Genomic DNA, 25,378 nt, shown 5'->3' with positions numbered 1-25,378 from the left:
GGCAGCCGTGAAAACAAAAACAGTCGGTATGATGATCGGGTTGATTCTGATCGTCGCTTTTATCAGCTTTTATACGTTTCCCAAAGAAATCGTACGCGTTCAAAAAGCCGCTATTTTGATGGAGGACGGTTCGATCAGAGACACTACGATCAATATTGTAGGTACGCTTGAACGCCCCGTTTTCAAACCGTCGAAGTTTTCCGGAGAATTCACGATCGAGGATATAAAAGCGACGGAGGAGAATACGCTGCTCGATTTGAATGTCGTTCAAAAAAAGAACGGGATCAACATGGCCAATTGGGTTTATCATTCGTCGAATCAACCTTTGGAGCTCAAAATGCCGGGCATCATATGGTTCGACAAAGATTTCGGAAATATAAGCATTCAGTCCACGAACCAATGGTTGGAAAAGAGCGGGGACAACGATTTGCAGCCGATAAAAATCATTTCTCCGGCAGTAAGCTTCGAACAAGCCGCCGCTGTACAGGCAGAACTGGCCAACCGATTCGGTTCCCCTTTGGAACCGCTACAAAAGGAATAACTTTTCAAAAGGAATTAAAAAAAGGCCGTACCTGACGGACGATATCGTCGGGTACGGTCTTTTGCGGAAGCGGAACGACAACTTAGTCGTTGAAGTAATAACCGGCCTCAAGGTCGGCCAACAGGTTCGGATGCTCCGGCTTCCATCCGAGCAGCGCCTGCGTTCGGGCGCTGGAAGCGCGGCAGTCGCCGGAAGCGGCGAAGTTCAACCAGCCGAAGTGCGCGCCCGCTTCTTCCGGCGCGATCGAGCGGACCGGCAGGTTCAGGCCGCGGCCGATCGCTTCGGCGATCTCGCGGAAGCGTACGCCTTCTTCGGCGGTGCCGTGCAGCGGCGAACCCGCAGGCGCGGATTCCAGCGCCAAGCGGAACAACCGGGCCGCGTCCAGCCGGTGGACGGCCGGCCAATGGTTGGCGCCTTCTCCGACGTAAGCGGAGAAGCCTTTGTCGCGCGCGATCTGAACCAGCGCGCGGACGAAGCCGTGATCGTCTTCGCCGTGCACCGTCGGCGAGAGACGAACAACCGACGAGCGAATGCCGCGCGCGGCAAGTTCGCTCACCGCCGCTTCGGCATAGCGGCCGGTGCCGACCGCCGGATCCGATTCGGTATTCAGGCGCCCTTGCTCCAGCACCAGAACGCCGGACGTCAGCACGAACGGCTTGTCCGTGCCTTCAAGCGCTTCGCCGATCGCGTCCGTGGCGAGCCGGTCGGCGCGTTCCGCGCTTTCCCGGTCCGAGAAATCGTGGATATAAGCCAGATGAACGACACCGTCCGCTTCCCGCGCGGCTTCGCGCAGGCCTTCCAAGTCTTCGATCGTTCCTCGGCGCGCCTGCGCGCCCGCGGCTTCCAAAGCCTCCGCGCCTTTGTCGGAGCGCGCCAACCCGACGACTTCATGTCCGGCGCCCAGCAGTTCGCGTACGACCGCCGTTCCGATAAATCCTGTTGCTCCCGTTACGAATACTTTCATTGTTATTCCTCCGATTCGTTAATTTTGTTTTTTCTTCACGTTTGCAGTCTAAACTATAGAGTTCGCTCTATAGCAAGCCCGAATTTTTCGTGTTATGATGCGAGCATGAAGACGACATTTACAAGCAAACAAGTGGCGGAAGAGACGGGACTCAGCGTGCATGCGCTGCGTTATTACGAACAGGAAGGATTGATCGACGGCATCGAGCGGGACGAGAACGGATACCGGATGTATTCGGCTTCGGACGTGGTCTGGTTTCATGTCATCACGTATTTTCGGCGGATCGGCTTGTCGGTTCAGGAAATCAAACATTTCAACGTCCCTCGCGACGGAAGCGGTTCGAGCGCGTCCGCGCGGCGCGAGTTTATGGAGACGTACCGCGAGCGGGTCGTGGAGCAGATGAAGGAGCTGCAAGAATCCTTGAACAAGATCGACGACAAGATCGAATTTTTCCGGCGGATGGAGGAAACGGAACGCGAAGAAGCCCGGACGCGGTAGCGTAAGGGCTTTTTCGATTGCACAGATTCGGAATAGAGCGAGATTACGGAATCGCAAAAGCGGTTATTAGGAAAGCGAAGCTTGGCGAGTCACGTTTGCGTTTTCTCGCTCCGAATCATACCGACCCGACTGGAGGAATTTCATTTGGCGAGTCATTTCAGCGATATCGGTTTTGTCGTTCAAGATCAGGAAGACTACCAGCAGCTTCTCGATACGGCGCTTCAAAGCGGCATTCCGTCCGAAGTGCCGGAAGGGTATTACATTCTGTTCAACGACGCGTTCGGCATTCAGCTCTATATGCAGGCGGATCGCGACCGGAACATCGTGGGCGTGAACCCTCATTTCAAAGGAAGAAGTTCGTTCAGGGTCGGGATTCTCGAGCTGATCGACGATCCGAAGTACCTTTTGGACGGACGCATCCAAGGTTGGGCCGATCCTAGCGAAGACGACTACGAAAACGGGCATTTTCCTTTTATTTTCGATACCCCCAATTATCGAATCGTCAAAGGTCGGCTGGAAAAAGGCATGATCCGTTCGTTCCAGATTACCGCTTTCGCGCATGATATCGAATTGTTCGCAAGCGAAGAAGCTTACGATCGGGCACAGGATTCGGAACCTCATATGGCGGCCGAATCTTTTATTCCCGGCACGATCTTCGAAGACGAAGCCCGAATCTCGGAAGCGTTCTTCACAGGCCGAATCTTGATGTCGCAGGTCATCGCCAATCCGCTCGGCGGCCAAGATTTCGTATTTATGCAGGTTCGGACGCTCGGCGGCATCCTCGACGTGGTAGCCGATCCGGAATTACTGGAAACGGAGCCTGCGGTCGACGGCATCATTCAAGGCACATTCTGGCTGAGCGGCGTATTGATCGACTAATAAGTAGGAGGCTGACCGTCATGATCATCAGACTCGAACGCGACAGCGTATGCATGGGAGACGATTGCACCGCGCCCAACGCGGCCAACTTGGAAATAGCGGATACGGCCGATCTGCCCGAACTGATCGACCGAATTCGGAAGATGTATTATCTAGCGTCGATCTACGGCGGCAAAGCGACTTGGGTGTTGTATAAGGAGCAGAAGCCGCTTGCCGTGGTCGCGCAGCAGTGGGAGGAAGCGAAATATTTGATCGATTCGGGTACGCGGCTGTTCGAACTGTTTCCCGGCGCGGCTTACGGCGATCTGAGATTCGCTTATCGCACGCAGCAGGACCCGGACGAAGTATTCGGGCTGCTGCTTGAACGTTCGCGCGGTTGAAGCGGATCGCATAACCGAAAGGAGAAACCGATATGCGTCATATCTATCCTGTGGTGCTTGCGGAATCGTATCTGGAACGCCCGGAATGGATCGAACACCGGATCGAGGAAACGGACTTTGTCGTTCTCGGTCCGCAGTCCGGCGAGCGCGAAGCCGAGTTTTTTGCGACCGTGCTGCTGAACAACGACGAGATCGAAGACCGGTCCACGCCGCGCAAAGCGTTCGAAGGTTTATTGAATTTGGACCCCGATAACGGGATCGCAGTCGGAGGCGGGTTCGTTTTTTACGAAAACGGCATTCGGCGCGCGGTTCCCGGCTGCTGCGGCGGCATCGAACAAATCCCCGAGATCGTGCTCGAAGTGCGCCACAAACGCAGTCCTTGGATGGGGCATGATCCGTGGCCGACGGTCACTTACGAAGGCGATCAAGCCTATGTGTGGCCGAATAACGCTAAAGTTCAATTTTCGAAAAAGGAAGGTACGGCCGAACCGAACATGCAAGAACCTTCGGAGCCGCCGATCGTTTATTCGTACGACGAACTGCTGCAAGGCGTCGAGCAGGCCGCGGCCGCGTTCAAAGGTTTCCTTGACGCGCCGCTGCATCGCTGGTTGTCCGTCAGAGTGCCGGATTTGGCCGATGCGGTAACCGAACGTTTGACGTTCGAATTGCTTGAGCGGACGGGTATCTCTTACGACCGCGAATCTTGATTCGGTTGCGGACCGCTCGAAGCCGTGCTTTTTCAGGCAGGAAGGAGAATCAAGCATGATCGTTTACATAAAAAAGGGCATCGACGACGAGATCGCCAACCCTAATTTTTACGCGGCTTACGACGGGTTCAAGCAGCTCGGGTTCGAGATCCGCTATTTCCGGCATACGAAAGAACTGACGGAACATAAGCCGGAAGACCTTGTGGTCGGCTACGTCAACGGTATCCGCAGAGTATTGGCTCGGCACGGCATCGTTACCCCGGAGATCGATTACCCGGAAGAGCTGTCCGCTTATCTCGAGCGTAAGGTATGGATAACGAAGTTGAGCGCCGTCGCGAACGCCCCGGACAGTTGGGGGATATTCGTCAAGCCGGTCGAAGACAAGAAGTTCACCGGCGTCGTCGTGCGCGGCACGAAGGATCTGGTAGGCTGCGGAACGTACGGCGAAGATCCGGAGGTGTTCTGTTCGGAGATCGTGAATTTCGTCTCGGAATGGCGATGCTTCGTGAGATACGGACGGATTCTGGACGTACGGCCGTACCGGGGCGATTGGCGGCAGCATTTCGATGCTTCGGTTCTGGAAGAGATGGTCGAGCGGTTCGAGAGCGCGCCGAAAGGCTATTCGATCGATATCGGCTTGACGGATCAAGGAAGGACGCTGCTGATTGAAGTGAACGACGGTTACGCGCTCGGGCATTACGGCTTGAATACGCTGGACTATGCCAAGCTGCTGTCGGCCAGATGGGCGGAATTAACCGGAATCGAGGACGAATGCGATTTTTGACCAAGCCGCAACACGCTCAGCCCTTCTCTTTCGAGAAGGGCTTTTTCCCGTTTAGGGTTTTCCCCTCCCGCTATAGGACATTCCCTAATGGGAAGCGCCCCCTTCGGTCTCCCATAATGAAAAGTAACCGAAAAGGAGTGTGGATCATCCGATGAAGAATCCGACGAAAAAGAAATTCAGCCTTAACTTCTTCAAACCGGTCGAGAGTTATTCGGACAACTGGTCGATCCTCGAAGAGAAGAACAGGGAATGGGAAAATGTGTACCGCCAGCGGTGGTCCCACGATAAAGTCGTGCGTACGACGCACGGCGTCAACTGCACCGGATCGTGCAGTTGGAAAGTGTTCGTCAAGAACGGCATCATCACTTGGGAGAACCAGCAGATCGACTATCCCTCCTGCGGAGCCGATATGCCGGAGTTCGAACCGCGCGGCTGTCCGCGGGGCGCGACGTTCTCTTGGTACGAATACAGTCCGCTGCGCGTGAAATATCCGTATATGCGCGGCAAACTCTGGCGGCTGTGGGAAGCGGCGCTGCGCGAACATCGCGATCCGGTCGAAGCTTGGGCAAGCATCGTCGAGCACCCGGTCAAATCCATGGAATACAAAAAAGCGCGCGGCAAAGGCGGCCATATCCGCGTCAATTGGGAAGACGCGCTGCAATTGATCTCGGCCCAACTGATCTATACGATCCGCAAATACGGACCGGACCGCATCGCGGGCTTTACGCCGATTCCCGCCATGTCGATGGTCAGCTACGCGTCGGGCGCGCGCTTCATCTCGCTGCTCGGCGGCGAAATGCTCAGTTTCTACGATTGGTACGCCGACCTTCCTCCGGCTTCGCCGCAGATCTGGGGCGAGCAGACGGACGTGCCGGAATCGTCCGACTGGTACAACGCCGCTTATCTGATGATGTGGGGCTCGAACGTTCCGCTGACGCGGACGCCGGACGCCCACTTCATGACCGAAGTCCGCTACAAAGGGACCAAGGTCGTCTCCGTCGCGCCGGACTTGGCGGAGAACGTGAAGTTCGCCGACAACTGGCTGGCGCCGCATCCGGGTACGGACGCCGCGCTGGCGCAGGCGATGACGCACGTCATTTTGGACGAGTTCTATCAGAAGCGTCAAGAGCCGATGTTTATCGACTACGCCAAACAGTACACCGACATGCCGTTCCTGATCCTGCTCGATCCCCACGAAGACGTCTGGAAAGGCGGACGTTTCCTGCGTTCGAGCGACCTCATTACTTCGGAAGCCGCCGGCGAACATGCCGATTGGAAGCCGGTGATCTATGACGAAGCGGCCGGCGAGATGCTCGTACCGAACGGTACGCTCGGACAGCGCTGGGAGCAGGGCAAGAAATGGAATCTGATCCTCGAACGCGAAGACGGCGCGAAGGTCGAACCGGCCATGTCGGTCGAGAATCACGGCGGCGAATGGGTCGAGATCGCGTTTCCGTACTTCGACAACGGCGGCAACGGCACGTTCAAACGCGTCATTCCGGCCAAAAAGATCACGCTGGCCGACGGCACGGAGCGTTACGCCGCGACGGTCTACGACTTGATGATGAGCCAATATGGTATCGCGCGCATCGACAGCCCGCTGAACGCTTCGGGTTACGACGACGCGGAATCGTTCTATACCCCGGCTTGGCAGGAGAAGATAACCAGCGTCAAAGCTTCCGTCGTCACGCAGATCGCGCGCGAATTCGCGCAGAACTCGCTCGACACCGGCGGACGTTCGATGATCATCATGGGCGCGGGCATCAACCACTGGTTCAACAGCGATACCATTTATCGCTCGATCCTGAACCTAGTCGTGCTGACCGCTTCGCAGGGCGTCAACGGCGGGGGCTGGGCGCATTACGTAGGCCAAGAGAAATGCCGTCCGATCGAAGGCTGGTCGACGCTGGCTTTCGCCAAAGACTGGCAGGGACCGGCACGTTTGCAGAACGCGACGTCGTTCTTCTACTTCGCGACCGATCAATGGCGCTATGAAGAAAGCAGCACCGAATCGCTGAAATCGCCGACCGGAGGCGACGTGACGTACAGCCATCCGGCCGACTATAACGTGCTGGCCGCGCGTCTCGGTTGGCTGCCTTCTTATCCGCAGTTCAACAAGAACAGCCTGCTGTTCGCCGAAGAAGCGGCGCGCGAAGGCAAACGCACCAACGAAGAGATCGTCAAGCACGCCGCGGATCAGGTTCGCAGCGGGCAGACGAAGTTCGCCGTCGAAGATCCGGGCGCGCCCGAGAACTTCCCGCGTTCGCTGTTCGTCTGGCGGTCCAACTTGATCTCAAGCTCCGCCAAAGGCCAAGAGTATTTCATGAAGCATCTGCTCGGCGCGTCCGACGCGCTGCTGGCGAAGCCGAACGAAGAAGACAAGCCGGAAGAGATCGTCTGGCGCGAAGACGTCGAAGGCAAGCTGGACCTGCTGGTCGCGCTCGACTTCCGTATGACGACGACGCCGCTGTTCGCGGATATCGTGCTCCCGGCCGCGACTTGGTACGAGAAGACCGACTTGTCGTCGACGGACATGCACCCGTTCGTGCATCCGTTCAACCCGGCGGTCAATCCGCTCTGGGAATCGCGTTCGGACTGGGACATTTACCGCCGTTTGTCGGAAGTCTTCTCCGAGATGGCCAAGACGTACCTGCCGGGCGTCTACAAAGACCTCGTGACCGCGCCGCTCGGCCACGACTCGATGGGCGAGATCTCGCAGCCGATGGGCTTGATTAAGGATTGGTCCAAAGGCGAGATCGAAGGCGTTCCGGGCAAGACGATGCCGAACTTCAGCATCGTGGAACGCGACTACACGAAGATTCACGACAAATACGTCACGCTCGGCCCGAACCTTGCCGTCGGCAAGACCGGCGCGCACGGCGTCAGCTTCTCCGTAGCCGACGAATACGAAGAACTCAAAATGCTGAACGGCGTCTATGACGACGGCACGATCAAGGACGGGCTGCCGAAGCTGGATACGGCCCGCCATGCCGCCGACGCGATCCTGCATCTGTCGTCGGCGACCAACGGCCGCGTCTCGCAGAAAGCTTACGAATCCGCGGAACACGACCACGGTGTCGAATTGAAAGACATCTCCGCCGACCGCGCCGCGGAGCGGATCACGTTCCAGAGCATCACCGCGCAGCCTCGGGAAGTCATCCCGACGCCGGTATTCAGCGGCTCGAACAAGAAGGGACGCCGGTATTCGCCGTTCACGACGAACATCGAACGCCTCGTGCCGTTCCGCACGCTGACCGGACGTCAGCATTTCTATCTGGACCATCAGGTGTTCCTGCAGTACGGCGAGGCGCTTCCGGTCTACAAACCGACGCTGCCGCCGATGGTCTTCGGACCGCGCGACCGCGAAGTCAAAGGCGGGATCGATACGCTCGTGCTGCGTTATCTGACGCCGCACGGCAAATGGAATATTCACTCGACCTATCAGGATAACCAGCACATGCTGACCCTGTTCCGCGGCGGCCCGACGGTCTGGATCAACAACGAAGACGCGGCAGCGCATGGGATCAACGATAACGATTGGCTCGAAGTCTACAACCGCAACGGCGTCGTTACGGCCCGCGCCGTCGTCAGCCACCGGATGCCGCGCGGCACGATGTTCATGTATCACGCGCAGGACAAACATATCCAAGTTCCGGGTTCCGAGATCACGGATACGCGCGGCGGCAGCCACAACGCGCCGACGCGGATTCACCTGAAGCCGACGCAGATGGTCGGCGGTTACGCGCAGCTCAGCTACGGCTTCAATTATTACGGGCCGATCGGCAATCAGCGCGACGTCTACGTCGCCGTCCGCAAGATGAAGGAGGTTAACTGGCTTGAAAATTAAAGCGCAAATCGCGATGGTCATGAACCTCGACAAATGTATCGGCTGCCATACGTGCAGCGTGACCTGCAAGACCACGTGGACCAACCGCAAAGGCGCGGAATACATGTGGTTCAACAACGTCGAGACCAAACCGGGCATCGGATATCCGAAACGCTGGGAAGACCAAGAATTGTACAAAGGCGGCTGGCAGCTTCGCAAAGGCAAACTGGAACTGAAATCCGGCACCAAACTGTCCAAAGTTGCGCTCGGAAAAATCTTCTATAACCCGGACATGCCGGAGATGAAAGACTATTACGAACCGTGGACCTATAACTACGAAGACCTGACGAACGCCAAAGACCAGAAACATTCGCCGGTCGCCCGCGCCCACTCCGTCGTCACCGGAGAAAAAATGGATCTCGAATGGGGCCCGAACTGGGAAGACGATCTGGCCGGCGCGCACGTCACCGGACCGCTCGACCCGAATATCCAGAAGATCGAAGAAGAAATCAAGTTCAATTTCGAGAAATCGTTCATGATCTATCTGCCGCGTCTGTGCGAACACTGCCTGAATCCGAGCTGCGTCGCTTCGTGCCCGTCGGGCGCGATGTACAAACGCGAAGAAGACGGCATCGTGCTCGTCGATCAGGAAGCTTGCCGCGGCTGGCGGTACTGCATGACCGGCTGCCCGTACAAGAAAGTCTATTTCAACTGGCAGACCAACAAAGCGGAGAAGTGCACGTTCTGCTTCCCGCGGATCGAAGCGGGATTGCCGACCGTCTGCTCGGAGACCTGCACCGGCCGTATCCGCTATCTCGGCGTGCTGCTGTACGACGCGGACCGCGTGCTCGAAGCGGCATCCACGCCGAACGAGCAGGACTTGTACAAAGCGCAGTGCGATCTGTTCCTCGATCCGAGCGATCCGACGATCATCGAGCAGGCGCGCAAAGACGGAATCTCCGAAGACTGGATCGAAGCCGCTCAGAACTCGCCGGTATATAAACTGGCGATCGAACATCAACTGGCGTTCCCGCTGCATCCGGAATACCGGACGCTGCCGATGGTCTGGTACGTACCGCCGCTCAGCCCGATCATGAACTATTTCGAAGGCAAAGATTCGATCGAGAATCCGGACATGATCTTCCCGGCGATCGAAGAGATGCGGACGCCGATCCAATATCTGGCGAACATGCTGACGGCCGGAGACACGGAAGCCGTGAAAGGCGCGCTGCAGCGGATGGCCATGATGCGTTCGTATATGCGAGCCAAGACGACCGGACAGGAATTCGATAATGCCCGTCTGGAGCGTGTAGGTCTGACAGCCAGACAGACCGAAAGCATGTACCGGCTGCTGGCGATCGCCAAATACGAAGATCGCTTCGTCGTGCCGACTTCGCACCGCGAAGGGTACGCCAACCCTTATCGCGCGCAGGGCGCGGCCGGTTTCGGCGATATGCTGGGCGGCATGAGCACGACGGGCGGAGGCTGCGACGGCTGCGGCCCGGCCGTCTCGTCGATCGATCCGAATTCGGAAGCGGTCGAGAAGACGGGCAAGGAGATGTACGAAGAGAATTTCTACGGGGGGATCTGGCGTGATTGATGTCGCGAAACTCTACGATTACAAAGCTTCCTTCGGATTTTTCGCCAACCAGCTCATGTATCCGGAGAAGACGGACTTTCATCCGTCTTTTCTGGAAGAATCGTTCGCGCCGGATCATCCGGGGCTCGCGGACGTGCAAGCTTATTGGGCGCGCATGCACGAGCTGAGTCTCGACGAAATCCGCGAGCAGTATACGGAGACGTTCGATTTTCAGAAAGACTGCGCGCTGTATATGACGTACTTCAAATTCGAGGATGCCAAAGAACGCGGTCAGATGCTGCTTAGACTCAAGGTCCTGTACGAGATGTTCGGTCTGGAGATGCCGGAAGGCGAACTGCCCGATTATCTGCCGCTGATGTGCGAATTCCTCTATGCCGCCGAATGGATGAAAGAACGCAAAGCGCCGGAGAATTTCCGGTTGATCTTCGCGATCTTCGAAGACGGCACGTATCATTTGCTGCAGGCGCTCGAGAAGCTGGAGAGTCCTTACCGCCATCTGGTGCGGGGACTTCGCCGTACCCTCCGGGCCTGCGTAGAACAGGAGACCGTGAATCCATGAATATGTTCGATCAGTTTCTATGGGTAATCTTCCCGTACGCCTGCATGATGATCTTTATCGTCGGGCATATCTTCCGCTATCGCCACGATCAGTTCAATTGGACGGCGAAATCGAGCGAATTCATCGAGAAAAAACAGTTGATGTTCGGCAGTTTGCTGTTCCATCTGGGGGTTATTCCGGTATTTTTCGGACACGTCTCGGGTCTGCTGATTCCCAAAGGTTGGCTGCACGCGATGGGCGTGAACGACCATATCTACCATATCGGCGCGGTCTACATCGGCGGAATCTTCGGCGCGATGACGCTGATCGGCATGCTGCTGCTGACGGCGCGCCGCTTCACGATCCGCAACGTCCGTAGGCTCAGCTCGGCTTCCGATCTGATCGTCAACGTGCTGCTGCTGTTTATCGTGTTCATGGGCATGTATGCGACTTTGTTCACCAACGCCGTACAGCCGGAGTTCGATTATCGGGAGACCATTTCCGTCTGGTTCCGCGGATTGTTCATGTTCAGCCCGGACGCTTCGCTGATGCATAACGTTCCGGCGTCGTTCAAAATCCATGCGCTGACAGGCTTCGCGATCTTCGCTTTCTGGCCTTTCACGCGCCTTGTTCACGTATGGAGCGTGCCGTTGAATTATATCGGCAGAAGTTATATTCTGTACAGAAGACACAGATCCAACTAACCGGCGCGGCGGACACACGGGCGGCGCGGCCGGACATCGAAGGAAGCGGGTTAGCACAACGTGCCGGGCCCGCTTTTCCGCTTTAGCTGAGAGATTGGAGATTGATGATAATGATGAGTCCTACCGATTATCAGAAGGAACTCGATGCGATCCGCGAAACGTTCGGATACGACTTCCTTGCGTTGGCGATGATGGAATCCGCCGAGCAGCAGTACGTCATCCGCTGGAAATACGCCGCGGGCAACCGGAACGACCGGTTTCGCCGCATTGTGCTCCGATCCGGCAAAGGCATCGCGGGCATCGTGTTCAAGACCGGCAAACCGCTTTACATCCCTTCTGTGCAGGAGTATATAGGAGCGCCGAGCCTGTTCAACTACCCGATCATCCGATCGGAGAACCTCGAGAGTCTGGGCGCCGTGCCGTTATGGAACGAAGCCCGCGTGGCCGGCGTGCTGCTCGCGGGATTCCGTCGGGACGGACAGATGACGCCGGAACTGATGGAAGAACTCAAGCAAACGGCCGCACATGGCATAGGCGAACTGGACGGCAGGGAGGTAGCCTCGTTATGAGCGCGCATCCCGAGATCGGACCGATGAGTCCATTGATGACGAAACTGTTCGAAAACAGCAAAGAAGCGATCTTTTTCTTCGACAATAGCGGGCGCGCGCTCGCCATGAATCCGGCCGCCGAAGAGATCGTGTCCGACGACGTGCTGATGAAGCTGTATCAAGGCGAAGAAAAAGCGCTGTGCGGTACCTGCCGCGGCTACACCAGCGATACGGATCAGCTTACCTGCTTGGATTGTTATTTTCAAATGCCGGTATCCGAAGAACAATCTTCTTTCCAAGTCTATCTGGAGACCAAAAACAAAGGCGTGGTGCCGTTCTCCGGTTCTTTCCATACGGTCGATCCCGACAACGGAACGCGCGTGTTCATGCTGCGCGACCTGACGCCGCAGCTCCGCGTGCAGGAGAAGCTGTATCAGAGTAAGATGATGCGTCACGTCATCGAAGCGCAGGAGAACGAACGCAAGCGGCTGTCCCGGGAACTGCACGACAGCGTGGCCCAGGAATTGATGAGCGCCGTTGTCGATCTTCGCGTGCTCAAATATATGACCGAAGACGAGACCGTGCTGAAAAAGGTGCGGCAGACCGAAGCGTCGATGACCCGTCTGTTGGACGATATCCGCAACCTGTCCGTGGATTTGCGTCCGGCCGCGCTCGACGATTTCGGTCTCGAAGCGGCTTTCCGTTCGCATTTCAAACGCATCGAACAAAGCTACGGTCTGGTCGTGGAATTCGAGTCGGACCTAGCTCGGCGCCGCTATCACAGCGAGATCGAGACCGTGATCTACCGGATCTGCCAAGAGGCCGTGCTGAACGCGCTCAAATACGCTCAAGTGGATACCGTTCTTGTCCGCTTGTTCGATCGCGACGATACGTTGGGGCTTGATGTCGAAGATTTCGGAGAAGGTTTCGAGAAAGGGGCGTCGCCGATCGGAACGGGACTCGGGCTCTACGGAATGAAAGAAAGAGCCGAGTTGGCCGGCGGAGCGTTCCGAGTGGAATCGCAGCCGGGCCAAGGGACTCGGGTCGAAGTCCGGGTCCCGATCGGACACGCCCGCACAAAGGAGGAAATCCGATGAAAATCGTGATCGCGGACGATCATGCGATCGTGCGCAGCGGGTTTTCCATGATTCTGAACTTTCAACCGGACATGGAGGTCATCGCGACGGCGGCCGACGGCATCGAAGCTTACGCGGCGGTCGCGCGCACTCATCCGGACATTCTGATCATGGACCTGAGCATGCCGCCGGGAGAAAGCGGACTGATCGCCACCGGCAAAATCAAAGAAGATTATCCGGATACGAAGATTCTGATCTTGACCATGCACGACGACGAAGAGTATCTGTTCCATATCCTCAAAAGCGGGGCTTCGGGTTACGTGCTCAAGAATGCGCCGGACGAAGAGCTGCTGCTGGCGATTCGTACCATTCATGCCGGCGGTACGTATATCCATCCCAAGATGGCGACGTCGCTGGTCCGCGAGTTTATCAAAAACGATAAATCGTCGGCCGGTTCCGAAGACCCGTTCGAACTGCTGTCGAAGCGCGAATTGGAGATTCTGCCGTTGATCGCCAAAGGTTACGGGAACAAGGAAGTCGCGGAAAAGCTGTTTATTTCCGTCAAAACGGTCGAAGCGCACAAAGCGAAGATCATGGAGAAGTTGAATTTGAAAAACCGTCCGGAGCTCGTCGAATACGCGCTGCGCAAAAAGCTGCTCGACTTCTGAGCCGCGACCGGACGGAGAAAGGACGAACCGAATGGAACTGACGTTCGAAAAACCCGCGATGCGGCTTCTTGAAAACGAGCATCGTTATCTGTCTTATCTGGCCGGCGAATGGCATCCGATCGCGCTCCGGTTGGAAGAAGAAGCGGATCTGCGCGTGGCCCGCGTTCTGACGGGGACGCTGCGTGAGAAGCTTGAGCAGTTCCTGATCCCGCTGAAAAAGCATACGGATAAAGAAGAAGAACACTTTTTCCCTACGCTAGGCGGATATATCGGCTTCGATCAAGGTCCCTTGGTAGGGATTCAGGAAGAACATCGAGAGATCGAAGGGTATATCGGGCACTTTCTGCACCGAACGGAGGGAAATCCCCAAGAGCTGACGCTGGAAGAGATCCGTCTGGCCGCTCGGGATGCCGGAGAAGCATTCGAAGTGCTAACCGTCAATCAGGTGAAAGAAGAAACGGTATTGTTCCCGATGGCGGAAGCCCGCATTCTGCCGAAACAAATGCTGAAACTGTACGAGCGGATGAACACGATGATCGTCTAAAAAACGCGATGTCTCGGATAACCGATGACAAAAGTTTGAACAAACTTCGTTCTGTATGCGATAAAACCTGCTTTCGCCTTATGCGAAAGCAGGTTTTTTTGGCGTCGGAAACCGTTTCGGTCCGCAAAAGAAGACGGAACCCCGATATTCAGGGTTTCCCCCGTAGGGGACAGGGGACTCCCCTATATTCCGGCTTTCGGCCGGTCGATACAATGGGGACAGTAAGAGGTTGACCAAGATAACTGTCGAAAAGGTGCGTGTCTTATGATCAAAAAACTACAGCTGCCGCTTCAAACCCTGAATCTTACGGTCGGATTCATGGTATGGGTCATCATCTCCTCGCTGATGCCTTTCATCAAAGAAGATATCGCGATTCCCGCGGACCGTCTGGCGATCGTCACGGCGATTCCGGTCGTCTTGGGTTCGGTGCTGCGAATTCCGCTCGGGTACTACGCCAATATCATCGGAGCAAGACTCGTCTTCCTGATCAGTTTTGTGCTTCTGCTGTTTCCCGTGTATTATATCAGCGTAGCCCAATCCATGACCGCGCTCATTATCGGCGGATTGTTCTTGGGCATCGGGGGAGCGGTATTCTCGGTCGGCGTGACCTCGCTGCCGAAGTATTATCCGTCGGAACGCCACGGATTCGTCAACGGCATGTACGGCATGGGCAACATCGGTACGGCGGTCAGCACGTTCTCGGCTCCGGTACTGGCGACGCAGTTCGGTTGGCAGAACACCGTCAAATGTTATCTGATCCTGCTCGCCGTCTTCATCGTACTGAACTTCCTGCTCGGCGACCGACGCGAAGCCAAAGTGAAGACTCCGATCGTCGAACAAATCAAAGGCATCTACAAGAACGAGAAGCTGTGGATGATCTCGCTGTTCTACTTCATCACGTTCGGTTCGTTCGTCGCGTTCACCGTCTATCTGCCGAACTTCTTGGTGACGAATTTCGGTCTGGAAAAAGTGGACGCCGGAATGCGAACCGCGGGCTTTATCGCGATCGCCACGTTTTTCCGTCCGGTAGGCGGATGGTTGGCCGACCGCTTCAAACCGCTGCTGCTGCTCGCCGGCACGTTCGGGATCTATACGATCGCCGCGATTCTGCTGGCCTTCTCTCCGTCGCTCGGCCCTTACACGATCGGCTGTCTGGCTATCGCGTTCAGCGCCGGACTGGGCAACGGCATCATCTTCAAGCTGGTTCCGTTCTATTTCCAGAAGCAGGCCGGCATCGCCAACGGCATCGTGTCCATGATGGGCGGCTTGGGCGGATTCTTCCCGCCGATCATGCTCGCGGCCATTCATGCGGCCACCGGACAATATTCGATCGGCTTCATGCTGCTGTCGCAGGTCGCGCTCGCCAGCCTCGTATTGGTGTTCTGGCTGCATTACCAAGACCAGATGCTGAGATCGTCCGTCGGCGGCCGAGCGGTCACCGGAGAACAAGCCAAGAAAATGCGCAAATAAGAGGGATTCCGCCTGCTGCACTCGGCGTTTCCGCTCGTCATAATCGAGAAATCGCCCGATCCGGATCTTCGTTCCGGCGGGAAGCTGCGGCCGCCCGGGAACACCGGGCGGCTTCTCATTCAAGTCAAGGAGGAATGCTCTATCGATACGTCGCCGCAACTCTCTTCTCGGGAGCGTTACTCCCGCCAAGTGTTATTCGGGCCGATCGGCGGAGACGGACAGCAGCGGCTTACGGAAGCTTCGGTCGCGATTATCGGCTGCGGAGCGCTCGGATCGGCGATCGCCGAGACGTTGACCCGCGCCGGAGTAGGCGAACTGCATCTGGTCGATCGGGATTACGTCGAATGGTCCAATCTTCAGCGTCAGCAGTTGTTCGCCGAGAGCGACGCGGAGCAGATGCTCCCTAAGGTCGAAGCGGCCCGTCTGCGCCTGCTGAAGATCCGTTCCGATCTGGTCCTGCATACGTACTTCGACGATCTGGACGCTGCTTTGATTCGGAACTTGGCATCGAAATGTTCGTTGATCATGGACGCGACCGATAATTTCGAGACGCGGCTGCTGATCAACGACGCCGCGCTCGAAGCGGGAATTCCTTGGATTTACGGAGCCTGCGTCGGTTCTTCCGGCAGCGTATTTCCGTTCGTGCCGGATCGTTCGGCCTGTTTTCGCTGCCTGCTGCCGACGCTGCCCGCCGCCAACGATACTTGCGATACGGCAGGAATTATCGCTCCCGCCGTGCAGATGACCGCCGCGATGCAAAGCGCGGAAGCTCTGAAATGGCTGAGCGGCAATCGCGAAGCCCTGCTGACCAAGATTCATCATTTCGATCTATGGAACGGCTCGCGCTTGGATACCGGCATTGCCCGTATCCGGCAGGCGGACTGCCCCTCTTGCGGCGCCGCTCCGTCTTATCCCGCGCTTGCCCGTACGAATCGTTCCGCTTACGCGGCGCTGTGCGGACGCGATACGGTTCAAGTGCTGCCGGACCGGGAGCGCCCGGTCACGCTGGATGACGCGGAACGCATCGCGCGGCGTCTGGACGGCCCGTTCCGCCGAACTCCGCATTTCGTCGAGTTTCATGCGCTGGGCGCGAGGTTCATTCTGTTTATGAACGGCCGGCTGCTGATCCATGGCGCGGGAAGCGTGGAAGAAGGGCGCAACCTGCACCGGAAAGTGTTCGGATAACCGATCGCGGACCGTAAAAAGAGAACGGAGGGAGAGATGCGCAAATGAGCAGCGAAGAATTCGCTACGCCGGAAAAGAAAACAAGCAAACCGCCGATCCGATTGGCGGTGCTGACCGTCAGCGATACCCGAACCAAAGAAACCGATCGCAGCGGTCAAAAAATCATCGAACTGGCGACGGAAGCCGGAATCGAAATCGCCGAATATACGATCTGCACGGACGACCTTGAAGCGATCGCTTCGCTGGTCTGCGGTTGGCTCCTGCATGCCGAAGTCGACGCGATCGTCACGACCGGAGGAACCGGCATCGCGCAGCGCGACGTGACGCTGGAGGCCGTGCGTCCGCTGTTCGAAAAAGAAATCGACGGATTCGGCGAATTGTTCCGTTACCTGAGCTACGCCGAGGACATCGGCACCAAAGCCGTACTCAGCCGCGCCTCCGCGGGAACGGCCAAAGAAAAAGTCGTCTTCGCCTTGCCCGGCTCGACCGGCGCCGTAACCTTGGCCATGCGCCGGATCATCCTTCCGGAGATCCGGCATATGATCCATGAATTGACGAAGCATCGGGACTAGCGAGCGTAGTGAGCAACCGGCGAAAGAATCCTGATTCGGATTCAGCGGCCGAAAATAACCGGCCGCTATCTCCTTAACCACACAAAAAAGAGCGCTTAGCGCTCTTATCTCGAATAATCGCCCGACTTCCCGCCCGTCTTCTCCATCAGCATCGTCGGCCCGATCACCATGTCTTTACCGGCCGCTTTGCACATATCGTAGATCGTGAGCGCCGCGGCGCTGGCTGCCGTCAAAGCTTCCATTTCGACGCCGGTCGGCCCTTTCGTGCGCACGGTGGCGGACAAGAAGACCTCGTACGAAGAAGCCGCTTCGTCGACCTGCCACTCGAATTCGATATCGACGCCGCTGAGCATCAGCGGGTGGCACATCGGAATGATCTGTGACGTGTTCTTGGCGGCCATGATGCCGGCCACCTGAGCGACGGCGAGCACGTCGCCTTTGCGGTTGCCGCCTTCGCGGATCTGGCGATAGATCGTCTCGTTGACGCGGACGGAAGTCGAAGCGCGGGCGGTACGCACCGTTTCGTTTTTCTCCGAAACGTCGACCATGCGCGCGCGGCCCTGTTCGTTAAAATGAGTCAATTCGGTCAAAACCATCATCCCTTCATCGGTTCAAGATGAACCCAGTATAGCATGCGCAAAGGAGTGAAATTCAATGGTCGAAATCAGAACTCCGATTTCCGTAAGCGAAGCGATCGCGCGCGTGCAGGCGGAAGTCCGGCGGCTCGGCAGCGAGTCCGTGCCGCTCGAACAAGCTTACGGCCGCATTCTGGCGAAGCCGTTGATCGCGGCCCACGACGTGCCGGCGTTCGACCGCTCGCCTTACGACGGCTTCGCGATCCGCGCCGAAGATTCCGCCGCGGCTTCGGGCGAGAACCGTGTCGCTTTCGCCGTGATCGACCATATCGGCGCGGGCGCGGTATCGGCCCGCACGCTCGGACCGGGCGAAGCGGTCCGCATCATGACCGGCGCGAAGCTGCCGGAAGGCGCGGACGCCGTCGTCATGCTGGAGCAGACGCAGGAAACGTCGATTCCGGAAGCTGCTTTGCGCGCGGCGGACAACCGGACGTTTACGGGCCGAACCGCCGGAGCCGAACAGGCGGAATCGCAGCCGCTCTCGCCTTCGGCGGCGTTTACCATCCGCAAACCGTTCGCTCCCGGCGAAAACGTCTCGTTTCGCGGCGAAGACATGCGCGAAGGCGAAGAAATCCTGCCCGAGGGCAGCCTGATCCACCCCGGAACGATCGCTTTGCTGGCGACGTTCGGCGATCGGGAAGTCGAAGTCGCGAAGCTGCCAGTCGTCGGCATTCTGGCGACCGGAACCGAACTTTTGGAACCCGGCGCGGCGCTCGAACCCGGCAAGATCCGCAACAGCAACGGGCCCATGATCGCCGCCCAACTGCGGCGGATGGGCGTACCCTGCCGGATGTACGCGGCGGCGGCCGATCGCCTCGACGACATGCTGGACACCGTCCGGCTGGCGCTCGGCGAGACGGACTGCCTGATTACGACCGGCGGCGTGTCGGTCGGCGATTTCGATCTGCTGCCGGCCGTCTACGAACGGCTGGGGGCCGAGGTGCTGTTCAATAAGGTCGCCATGCGGCCCGGCAGCGTGACGACCGTCGCCGTGCTGGACGGCCGCTGCCTGTTCGGCCTTTCCGGCAATCCTTCCGCCTGTTACACCGGCTTCGAACTGTTCGCGCGGCCCGCGCTGCTGGCGATGATGGGCGCGGAGAAGATCTACCCGATGCGCACCCGCGCCGTTCTCGGCGAAGACTTCGGCAAAGCCAATCCGTTCGCGCGCTTTATCCGCGCCGTCTATGACGGCCGGACCGTTCGTCCGGCCGGATTCAACAAGTCGAACGCGGTCTCGTCGATCGGCCGCGGCAATGCTTTGATCATGCTGCCCGGCGGAACGCGCGGGTTCGCGGCGGGCGACGAAGTGGACGTGCTGCTGCCCGGCATGGAAGAAGGCATCGCCGTATGGGAAGCGTGAAGCGGCTTCAGGTGGTCGGATTCAAGAACAGCGGCAAAACGACGCTGACCGAACGCCTGCTGCATCTGGCAGCCGAACGCGGGCTTCGGGCGTCGGCGATCAAGCATCACGGGCACGGCGGCGCGCCCGAACCGCCGCCGGGCGGTACCGACGCTTCGCGGTTCTTCGCGGCCGGAGCCGCCAGCTCGCTGGTTGTCGGCGGAGGCGTTCTGCTGCTGCAAGGCCGAGAACCGAGCGGCAGAAGCGACGTCGATCGAGAAGACGGACGCGAAGAAGGCGAACTGGATCGGCTGATCCGATTGACGGAAGCTTACGCCGAGCCGGATCTCGTGTTGATCGAAGGCTTCAAGCAGGCGGCGTACGACAAGATCGTGCTGCTTCGCTCGGAAGAAGATCTGACGGAACTGCTTCGGCTGCCGGGCATTCGATTGATCATCGTACCAGACGAAGAATTAAGATCGATACTGAAAAATCTGCAAGCGCAAAGGGCGGAAGTTTCCCGATTCGGCGCATTAACCCTGCTGCACAGAGAAGACGCGGACGGAATCGCAAATTGGTTCGGCCGCTGGCTGAAAGGAGAACCGGATGAAACCTTATGAAATCGTAACCGAACCGATCGATCCGCAGCGCTACGCGGATTATGTCCTGCGTCCGGAAGCCGGAGCGGTGACGCTGTTTACCGGCCATGTACGCGAATGGACGCGCGGCATTCGCACGTTATATCTGGCATACGAAGCTTATGCGCCGATGGCCGAGAAGATGCTGGCGCGGATCGGCGAAGAGATCGAACAGAAATGGCCGGGCACGCGGACGGCCATCGCGCATCGGATCGGAGAATTGCGGATCGGCGAGATCGCGGTGGTCATCGCGGTCTCGTCTCCGCACCGCAAAGACGCGTACGAAGCGAACGAATACGCGATCGAACGAATCAAAGAGAGCGTGCCCGTGTGGAAAAAAGAAATCTGGGAAGACGGCACGGAATGGATCGGCGATCAGCGCAAAAAACCGGACACGCAAGGAGAGAAGCCATGATTACGCTGCTGTATTTTGCCGGCCTGCGCGAAGCGACGGGCACGGCGCAAGAGGAAGCCGACCTCGACGGCAAAACGGTCGCCGAGCTGATCGCTTGGGTCGGCGAACGCTATCCGCACCTGTCCTTGGAAGCCGTCCGAGTCGCGATCAACGAGGAATACGCGCCGGAGAGCGACGTACTGCAAGCAGGCGACACCGCGGCGCTGATTCCTCCGGTAAGCGGAGGATGACGAAGGCCGACGCGCAGCCCGAAGACGTGTCCGAGCGGACGGTCGGCATCCTGCTGGCGGGCGGCTTATCGAGGCGTTACGGATCGCCGAAAGCTTTCGCAAGGTACGAAGGACGACTGTTTCACGAGCGGGCTTACGAAGCGCTGAGCGCCGCCTGCCGCCTCGTGACGGTCTCGTCCGCCGCAAGTTTGGCCGAACGTTTTCCCGGCGCGTACGACGTGCAGGTCGATCTGCCCGAAGTCTCGGGCCGAGGCCCGCTCGCCGGCATTTGCACGGTGATGCGCCGGATTCCCGCCGAACGTTATCTCGTGCTGCCGTGCGATATGCCGCGCGTCGGACCGCGCACGATCCGGCGACTGGCCGAACTGGCGCAAACTCGTCCGGAAGCCGATGTCGCAGCCGTACGCGCCGGAGACGCTTTTGTTCCGCTGCTTAGCGTATGGCGAGCGGGATTGGCCGACGTTCTGGAACAAGAGATCTCGGCCGATCGGTTATCGGTCATGAAACTGCTGGCGAAGCTGAACACCGTATGGCTGGATGCTTCGCGGATTGACGAAGACCTTCGCGTTTTCGATAATTTCAATACGCCGGACGCGAACTGAAGCGGAATCGGCAGGAGAGGAGGAGAAGCCATGAATACCAGCCGTCAGACGCCGACCGACCGGCTTCGCCGGCCGATCCGCGATCTTCGCATCTCGGTCACCGACCGCTGCAATTTCCGCTGCACCTACTGCATGCCTAAAGAGATCTTCGGCGACGACTATGCCTTCATGCCGAAAAACGAGCTGCTGACGTTCGAAGAGATCGAACGCCTGACCGGCATTTTCGCTTCGATCGGCGTCAAAAAGATTCGGCTGACCGGAGGAGAACCGCTTCTGCGCAGAGGCATGCCGGATCTCGTCTCGCGCGTACTGAAAGTCGAAGGCGTAGAAGACGTCGGGTTGACGACCAACGGCCTGCTGCTCGGCGCCAACGCGCAGCCCTTATACGAGGCGGGGCTGCGGCGGCTGAACGTCAGTCTCGACGCGCTCGATCCCGAATTGTTCGGCCGTTTGAACGGACGGGGCATCGATTCGGCGCAGATTCTGCGGCAGATCGATCTGGCGCGCGAAGTCGGCTTCGAAGTCAAGGTCAATATGGTCGTGCAAAAAGGAGCCAACGACGGGCAAATCCTGCCGATGGCGGCTTATTTCAAAGAACGCGGCATCACGCTGCGCTTTATCGAGTTTATGGACGTGGGCAACGATAACGGCTGGAGCTTCAAACGCGTAGTCACCAAAAAAGAGATTTACGAGCAGCTTCGAACCGCGCACGAATTGGAAGCCGTCGAACCCGACTATTTCGGCGAAGTCGCTTCCCGTTATCGCTACCGCGGAACGGATACGGAAGTCGGGTTTATCACGTCGGTCTCCGAATCGTTCTGCTCGTCCTGCACGAGGGCGCGCCTGTCGTCCAACGGGATCTTCTATACCTGCCTGTTCGCTTCAAGCGGATTCGATCTGCGCGAACTGCTGCGCGGCGGAGCGGGCGACGACGAGATCCGCTCCGCGATCGTCGACGTCTGGGAACGTCGCGCCGATCGCTATTCGGACGAACGCACGGAACAGACGGCGAAGAATCGCAAGAAGATCAATATGTCTTACATCGGCGGTTGAACAAAGAAGAAGATCGTCAGCATGCGCCGTCGAATCCCGGCTTCCATCAAAAAAGCGGTTTTCCCGACTTATCGGAAAAACCGCTTTTTTTTGATACGCAGCAGTCGGAAAAATCGATATGCGCTGCCCTCGCGCATCTTTGTTTCCTCATCTCGTCAACTATTGATCGAAGGAGTCTGCCCGTCGTCTTTGGCGGCGTCGAAATTCCCGTCGCCCACCCGGCGGCGAATCTCTTCTTCCGACAAGCGTTTGACGATGGGGCCGCTCGCGATCTCGCCGCTTCCCGCGGTCTCCGTCCGTTCATGCTTCGCGAATCCTTCATTGATACGGCGTCCGACTTCTTCGCGTTCTTCTCTCGTCATGAATTCCGTGTCCTGAGGTCTGCCTTCGTTCGCCATCGTTCCCGCCTCCCCGGTGTCGGTAATCGTATTTTTATTCGATAAGAATTCGATTGCTTCTCTATCCGAATTACCCGGTTACGCGACGCCTTGAACCTGCAGGATCGGGTCCGCAATGCTGACAAGCCGGGTGAGTTCCTTTTGAGCGTTTGGGTAAGTAAGACTTGACCCATCGAGGAAAGGAGACGCGGCTATGCACATTCAGGGAAGAAGAATACGCCTTTTGCTTCTGGCGGCGGCGCTGCTGGCGCTGACGTTGTCCGGCTGCGGCAGCAGCGAACGGTCCGGGGGCGGAACGGGCCTGCTGAACGACGACAAGTTCGTGTTCACCGCTTCCGGCGAATTTCGCCCGTTCAGCTACCTGAACGACGATCTCACCATGTCCGGCTTCGATATCGAGGTCGGCAACGCGATCGCGAAGGAACTCGGAGTCGAACCGGTAGCCAAGCGCATGAAGATGGTCGGTCTGGTCGAAGGCGTCAAGAACGGACGCGCCGACGCGGCGGTCGCCAGCTTGACGATCAACGATCTCCGGGCCAAGCATGTTCTGTTCTCCACGCCGTATTATTATTCGGGACCTCAGATTTTCACCCGTCCCGACAGTCCGATTCAGACCACGGACGATCTGAAGGGCAAGGAAGTGGCCGTCGCCAAAGGAACGAGCTATCTCGACATCGCCAAACGCTATACCGGCAACGTCAAGACGTACGACAGCGACATAACGGCGCTTCAAGCTCTGGCCGACGGACGCCACGACGCGGTCATCACCGATTTCGTGACCGGACGCACCACGATCCAAGAAGGCTTCGCCGTCGAAGAACGGCAGTTGATCGAACGCAGCGAGCAGGCGGTCGTCGTCCCGACGGACAATCCGGTTCTGTTGAAACGAATCAATGAAGCGATCGACAAACTGCGGGCGGACGGCACGTTGAAAAAAATCAGCGAAGAATATTTCGGGGAAGACATCACGACCGAACCGGAAGCCGCAGCTTCAAAGTGATCGTCATATCTGACAGAAGGGACGTGCCTGCATGAACGGAATTGCCGACTTTTTCCGAACGTTTGCGGACAGCAGCGGCTTATTGACGCGCGCGATGCTGCTGACGCTGGAGTTGACCGTCGTCTCGATCCTGCTCGGGATCGTGATCGGCTTGTTCTTCGCGCTGCTCAAGCTGTCGAGAATCAAAGGCTTGGCGTGGATCTCCGACGCCTATATTTATCTGATCCGCGGAACGCCGCTGATCGTGCAGATCTTCATTCTGTACTTCGGTCTCAGCGGGCTCTTCCTGATCCCGGACTTCTGGGCGGCTTCGTTGGCGCTGGCGTTCCACAACGGCGCTTATATCGCGGAAATCTTCCGCGGCTCGATCCAATCGATCGACAAAGGACAGATGGAAGGCGCGACTTCGCTCGGCATGAAGCGCTCGCTGGCCATGCGCCGCATCATTTTGCCGCAGGCTTTTCGCAGGGCGCTGCCGCCGCTCGGCAACCAGTTCATCATCGGGCTGAAAGACTCTTCGCTCGCCGCTTTCATCTCGATGAACGAACTGTTCAACGTCGCGACCACGCTGGGCTCGAACAATTTCGACGAAATGACGTATCTGATGATCGTCGCGATCTATTACCTCATTCTGGTCGGCCTGCTGACGCTTGCCGTACGTGCGGTAGAGCGCCGCATGGCGATCAGCGAGCGTTGATCGATCTTCATTTCCAGACTGGATGAAAGCGGGGAATAACGATGAAAGAAATGATTCGTCTCGAAGGGTTAACCAAATCGTTCGGCGAGCTGAAGGTACTCAAAGGCATCGACCTGTCCGTCGAAGAAAGCGAAGTCGTCTGTCTGGTCGGAGCCAGCGGTTCCGGTAAAAGCACGCTGCTGCGCTGCCTGAATTTTCTGGAAGAAAGCAGCGGCGGACAGATTTATATCGAAGGCAAAGCCGTCGATCCGAAAAACGACGATCTCAACAAGATCAGGGAGAAGGTCGGCATGGTGTTCCAGCATTTCAATCTGTTCCCGCATATGACCGTGCTGGAGAATGTCATCGAAGCTCCGGTCATGGTCAAAAAAGTACCGAAAGAGCAGGCGATCCGCGAAGCCAAAGAGCTGCTGCTTAAAGTCGGACTTGACGAAAAAGCCGACGTCTATCCGGGCAAGCTGTCGGGCGGACAGAAGCAGCGCGTGGCGATCGCCCGCGCGCTGGCCATGAAGCCGGACATCATGCTCTTCGACGAAGCCACTTCCGCGCTCGATCCCGAACTGGTCGAGGAAGTGCTGCGAACGATGCGGGAGCTGGCGGAAGAAGGCATGACGATGGTGGTCGTAACCCACGAAATGAACTTCGCGCGGGAAGTCGCCGACACGGTAGTCTTTCTGCACGACGGCACGATTATCGAGAAAGCGCCGGCTCAGGAATTTTTCGCGAACCCGCGCGAACCGCAAACCCGGAGCTTTCTGCAGACCGCGACAGTCCGGTGATTGTCTGAGTGCAGCTGTTTATGAGAAACTTTTTGGAATAACGTTGGCCGACGTACTCTAAATCCGCGTTAAGCGGTAAAACAATACTCTGTACAAGACCCTTGCCTA

At 57.8% G+C, this 25,378-nt stretch carries 29 protein-coding genes; 26 read left to right on the top strand and 3 right to left on the bottom strand.

Going from position 1 to position 25,378, the window contains the following annotated elements; all coding sequences use genetic code 11:
• Nucleotides 1-7: 7 nt before the first annotated feature.
• On the top strand, nt 8-541 hold the full coding sequence (locus CDO73_RS03195) for a hypothetical protein (RefSeq protein WP_143536057.1): 534 nt from the start codon (nt 8-10) through the stop codon (nt 539-541).
• An 82-nt stretch (nt 542-623) separates the two neighbouring features.
• On the opposite strand, the gene CDO73_RS03190 is transcribed toward CDO73_RS03195, so the two are convergent.
• Entirely contained in the window at nt 624-1,505 is an 882-nt protein-coding gene (locus CDO73_RS03190; protein WP_088487039.1) for an SDR family oxidoreductase, read from the bottom strand.
• A gap of 105 nt (nt 1,506-1,610) precedes the next feature.
• Here CDO73_RS03190 and CDO73_RS03185 point away from each other — a divergent pair, with 105 nt between their 5' ends.
• The 16 genes from CDO73_RS03185 (at nt 1,611) to CDO73_RS03110 (ending at nt 17,484) form a co-directional block, all read left to right on the top strand.
• Entirely contained in the window at nt 1,611-2,003 is a 393-nt protein-coding gene (locus tag CDO73_RS03185) for a MerR family transcriptional regulator (RefSeq protein ID WP_088487038.1), read from the top strand.
• A 144-nt stretch (nt 2,004-2,147) separates the two neighbouring features.
• Nucleotides 2,148-2,882: a hypothetical protein gene (locus CDO73_RS03180; RefSeq protein WP_088487037.1), complete on the top strand. Its 735-nt coding sequence runs from the start codon at nt 2,148-2,150 to the stop codon at nt 2,880-2,882.
• A 20-nt stretch (nt 2,883-2,902) separates the two neighbouring features.
• Complete coding sequence (locus tag CDO73_RS03175; RefSeq protein ID WP_088487036.1) at nt 2,903-3,262, top strand: hypothetical protein; 360 nt, start codon at nt 2,903-2,905, stop codon at nt 3,260-3,262.
• A 32-nt stretch (nt 3,263-3,294) separates the two neighbouring features.
• Nucleotides 3,295-3,969 (top strand): hypothetical protein, encoded by a 675-nt coding sequence (locus CDO73_RS03170; protein ID WP_088487035.1) that lies wholly within the window; start codon nt 3,295-3,297, stop codon nt 3,967-3,969.
• A gap of 55 nt (nt 3,970-4,024) precedes the next feature.
• The gene (locus tag CDO73_RS03165; protein ID WP_088487034.1) at nt 4,025-4,753 is read left to right on the top strand and encodes an ATP-grasp domain-containing protein; all 729 of its coding nucleotides are present in this window, start codon (nt 4,025-4,027) and stop codon (nt 4,751-4,753) included.
• A gap of 151 nt (nt 4,754-4,904) precedes the next feature.
• Entirely contained in the window at nt 4,905-8,600 is a 3,696-nt protein-coding gene (locus tag CDO73_RS03160; RefSeq protein ID WP_088487033.1) for a nitrate reductase subunit alpha, read from the top strand.
• On the top strand, nt 8,590-10,179 hold the full coding sequence (narH, locus tag CDO73_RS03155) for a nitrate reductase subunit beta (protein ID WP_088487032.1): 1,590 nt from the start codon (nt 8,590-8,592) through the stop codon (nt 10,177-10,179). Before CDO73_RS03160 ends, narH begins: the two co-directional genes overlap by 11 nt.
• Entirely contained in the window at nt 10,172-10,738 is a 567-nt protein-coding gene (gene narJ / locus CDO73_RS03150; RefSeq protein WP_088487031.1) for a nitrate reductase molybdenum cofactor assembly chaperone, read from the top strand. Before narH ends, narJ begins: the two co-directional genes overlap by 8 nt.
• Nucleotides 10,735-11,421, top strand: a complete 687-nt coding sequence (narI, locus tag CDO73_RS03145; protein WP_088487030.1) for a respiratory nitrate reductase subunit gamma — start codon at nt 10,735-10,737, stop codon at nt 11,419-11,421. The genes narJ and narI overlap by 4 nt, the downstream gene beginning before the upstream one ends.
• A 110-nt stretch (nt 11,422-11,531) precedes the next feature.
• On the top strand, nt 11,532-11,990 hold the full coding sequence (locus CDO73_RS03140) for a GAF domain-containing protein (RefSeq protein WP_088487029.1): 459 nt from the start codon (nt 11,532-11,534) through the stop codon (nt 11,988-11,990).
• Complete coding sequence (locus CDO73_RS03135; protein WP_256972537.1) at nt 11,987-13,066, top strand: sensor histidine kinase; 1,080 nt, start codon at nt 11,987-11,989, stop codon at nt 13,064-13,066. Before CDO73_RS03140 ends, CDO73_RS03135 begins: the two co-directional genes overlap by 4 nt.
• On the top strand, nt 13,063-13,713 hold the full coding sequence (locus CDO73_RS03130; RefSeq protein WP_088487028.1) for a response regulator: 651 nt from the start codon (nt 13,063-13,065) through the stop codon (nt 13,711-13,713). The genes CDO73_RS03135 and CDO73_RS03130 overlap by 4 nt, the downstream gene beginning before the upstream one ends.
• Nucleotides 13,714-13,744: 31 nt before the next feature.
• Nucleotides 13,745-14,257: a hemerythrin domain-containing protein gene (locus CDO73_RS03125; protein ID WP_088487027.1), complete on the top strand. Its 513-nt coding sequence runs from the start codon at nt 13,745-13,747 to the stop codon at nt 14,255-14,257.
• Nucleotides 14,258-14,521: 264 nt separating this feature from the next.
• Entirely contained in the window at nt 14,522-15,727 is a 1,206-nt protein-coding gene (locus CDO73_RS03120; RefSeq protein WP_088487026.1) for a nitrate/nitrite transporter, read from the top strand.
• 189 nt (nt 15,728-15,916) lie between these two features.
• Nucleotides 15,917-16,912 carry a ThiF family adenylyltransferase gene (locus CDO73_RS03115; RefSeq protein WP_256972536.1) on the top strand — a complete coding sequence of 332 codons (996 nt, stop codon included), beginning with the start codon at nt 15,917-15,919 and terminating at the stop codon, nt 16,910-16,912.
• A 44-nt stretch (nt 16,913-16,956) separates the two neighbouring features.
• Nucleotides 16,957-17,484 carry a MogA/MoaB family molybdenum cofactor biosynthesis protein gene (locus CDO73_RS03110; RefSeq protein ID WP_088487024.1) on the top strand — a complete coding sequence of 176 codons (528 nt, stop codon included), beginning with the start codon at nt 16,957-16,959 and terminating at the stop codon, nt 17,482-17,484.
• Between the two features lie 104 nt (nt 17,485-17,588).
• Here CDO73_RS03110 and moaC read toward each other — a convergent pair whose 3' ends face one another.
• Nucleotides 17,589-18,074: a cyclic pyranopterin monophosphate synthase MoaC gene (gene moaC, locus CDO73_RS03105; protein WP_088487023.1), complete on the bottom strand. Its 486-nt coding sequence runs from the start codon at nt 18,072-18,074 to the stop codon at nt 17,589-17,591.
• A 64-nt stretch (nt 18,075-18,138) separates the two neighbouring features.
• On the opposite strand from moaC, the gene CDO73_RS03100 reads away from it, so the two are divergent.
• From CDO73_RS03100 to moaA, 6 genes are read left to right on the top strand one after another with little or no spacing between them, the layout of a single operon-like run.
• Complete coding sequence (locus CDO73_RS03100; protein ID WP_088487022.1) at nt 18,139-19,479, top strand: molybdopterin molybdotransferase MoeA; 1,341 nt, start codon at nt 18,139-18,141, stop codon at nt 19,477-19,479.
• The gene (gene mobB, locus CDO73_RS03095) at nt 19,467-20,078 is read left to right on the top strand and encodes a molybdopterin-guanine dinucleotide biosynthesis protein B (protein ID WP_088487021.1); all 612 of its coding nucleotides are present in this window, start codon (nt 19,467-19,469) and stop codon (nt 20,076-20,078) included. The genes CDO73_RS03100 and mobB overlap by 13 nt, the downstream gene beginning before the upstream one ends.
• Complete coding sequence (locus CDO73_RS03090; RefSeq protein ID WP_088487020.1) at nt 20,065-20,511, top strand: molybdenum cofactor biosynthesis protein MoaE; 447 nt, start codon at nt 20,065-20,067, stop codon at nt 20,509-20,511. The genes mobB and CDO73_RS03090 overlap by 14 nt, the downstream gene beginning before the upstream one ends.
• Nucleotides 20,508-20,741, top strand: a complete 234-nt coding sequence (gene moaD, locus CDO73_RS03085; RefSeq protein WP_088487019.1) for a molybdopterin converting factor subunit 1 — start codon at nt 20,508-20,510, stop codon at nt 20,739-20,741. Before CDO73_RS03090 ends, moaD begins: the two co-directional genes overlap by 4 nt.
• Nucleotides 20,738-21,343, top strand: coding sequence for a molybdenum cofactor guanylyltransferase (locus CDO73_RS03080; protein WP_088487018.1), 606 nt, complete (start codon nt 20,738-20,740; stop codon nt 21,341-21,343). The genes moaD and CDO73_RS03080 overlap by 4 nt, the downstream gene beginning before the upstream one ends.
• 30 nt (nt 21,344-21,373) lie before the next feature.
• Complete coding sequence (gene moaA, locus CDO73_RS03075) at nt 21,374-22,396, top strand: GTP 3',8-cyclase MoaA (protein WP_088487017.1); 1,023 nt, start codon at nt 21,374-21,376, stop codon at nt 22,394-22,396.
• A gap of 155 nt (nt 22,397-22,551) precedes the next feature.
• Here moaA and CDO73_RS03070 read toward each other — a convergent pair whose 3' ends face one another.
• Entirely contained in the window at nt 22,552-22,794 is a 243-nt protein-coding gene (locus CDO73_RS03070; protein WP_088487016.1) for a hypothetical protein, read from the bottom strand.
• 193 nt (nt 22,795-22,987) lie between these two features.
• On the opposite strand from CDO73_RS03070, the gene CDO73_RS03065 reads away from it, so the two are divergent.
• From CDO73_RS03065 to CDO73_RS03055, 3 genes are read left to right on the top strand one after another with little or no spacing between them, the layout of a single operon-like run.
• Nucleotides 22,988-23,794 (top strand): transporter substrate-binding domain-containing protein, encoded by an 807-nt coding sequence (locus CDO73_RS03065; protein WP_088487015.1) that lies wholly within the window; start codon nt 22,988-22,990, stop codon nt 23,792-23,794.
• Nucleotides 23,795-23,825: 31 nt separating this feature from the next.
• Nucleotides 23,826-24,491 (top strand): amino acid ABC transporter permease, encoded by a 666-nt coding sequence (locus CDO73_RS03060; protein WP_088487014.1) that lies wholly within the window; start codon nt 23,826-23,828, stop codon nt 24,489-24,491.
• Between the two features lie 41 nt (nt 24,492-24,532).
• Nucleotides 24,533-25,270, top strand: coding sequence for an amino acid ABC transporter ATP-binding protein (locus CDO73_RS03055; RefSeq protein WP_306437502.1), 738 nt, complete (start codon nt 24,533-24,535; stop codon nt 25,268-25,270).
• Nucleotides 25,271-25,378 lie beyond the last annotated feature (108 nt).

Origin of the sequence: Saccharibacillus sp. O23, assembly GCF_002205895.1 — a bacterium.
Taxonomy (GTDB): domain Bacteria; phylum Bacillota; class Bacilli; order Paenibacillales; family Paenibacillaceae; genus Saccharibacillus.
The sequence above is the reverse complement of the archived record's forward strand: the minus strand, read 5'-3'. Positions and strand labels throughout refer to the sequence as shown.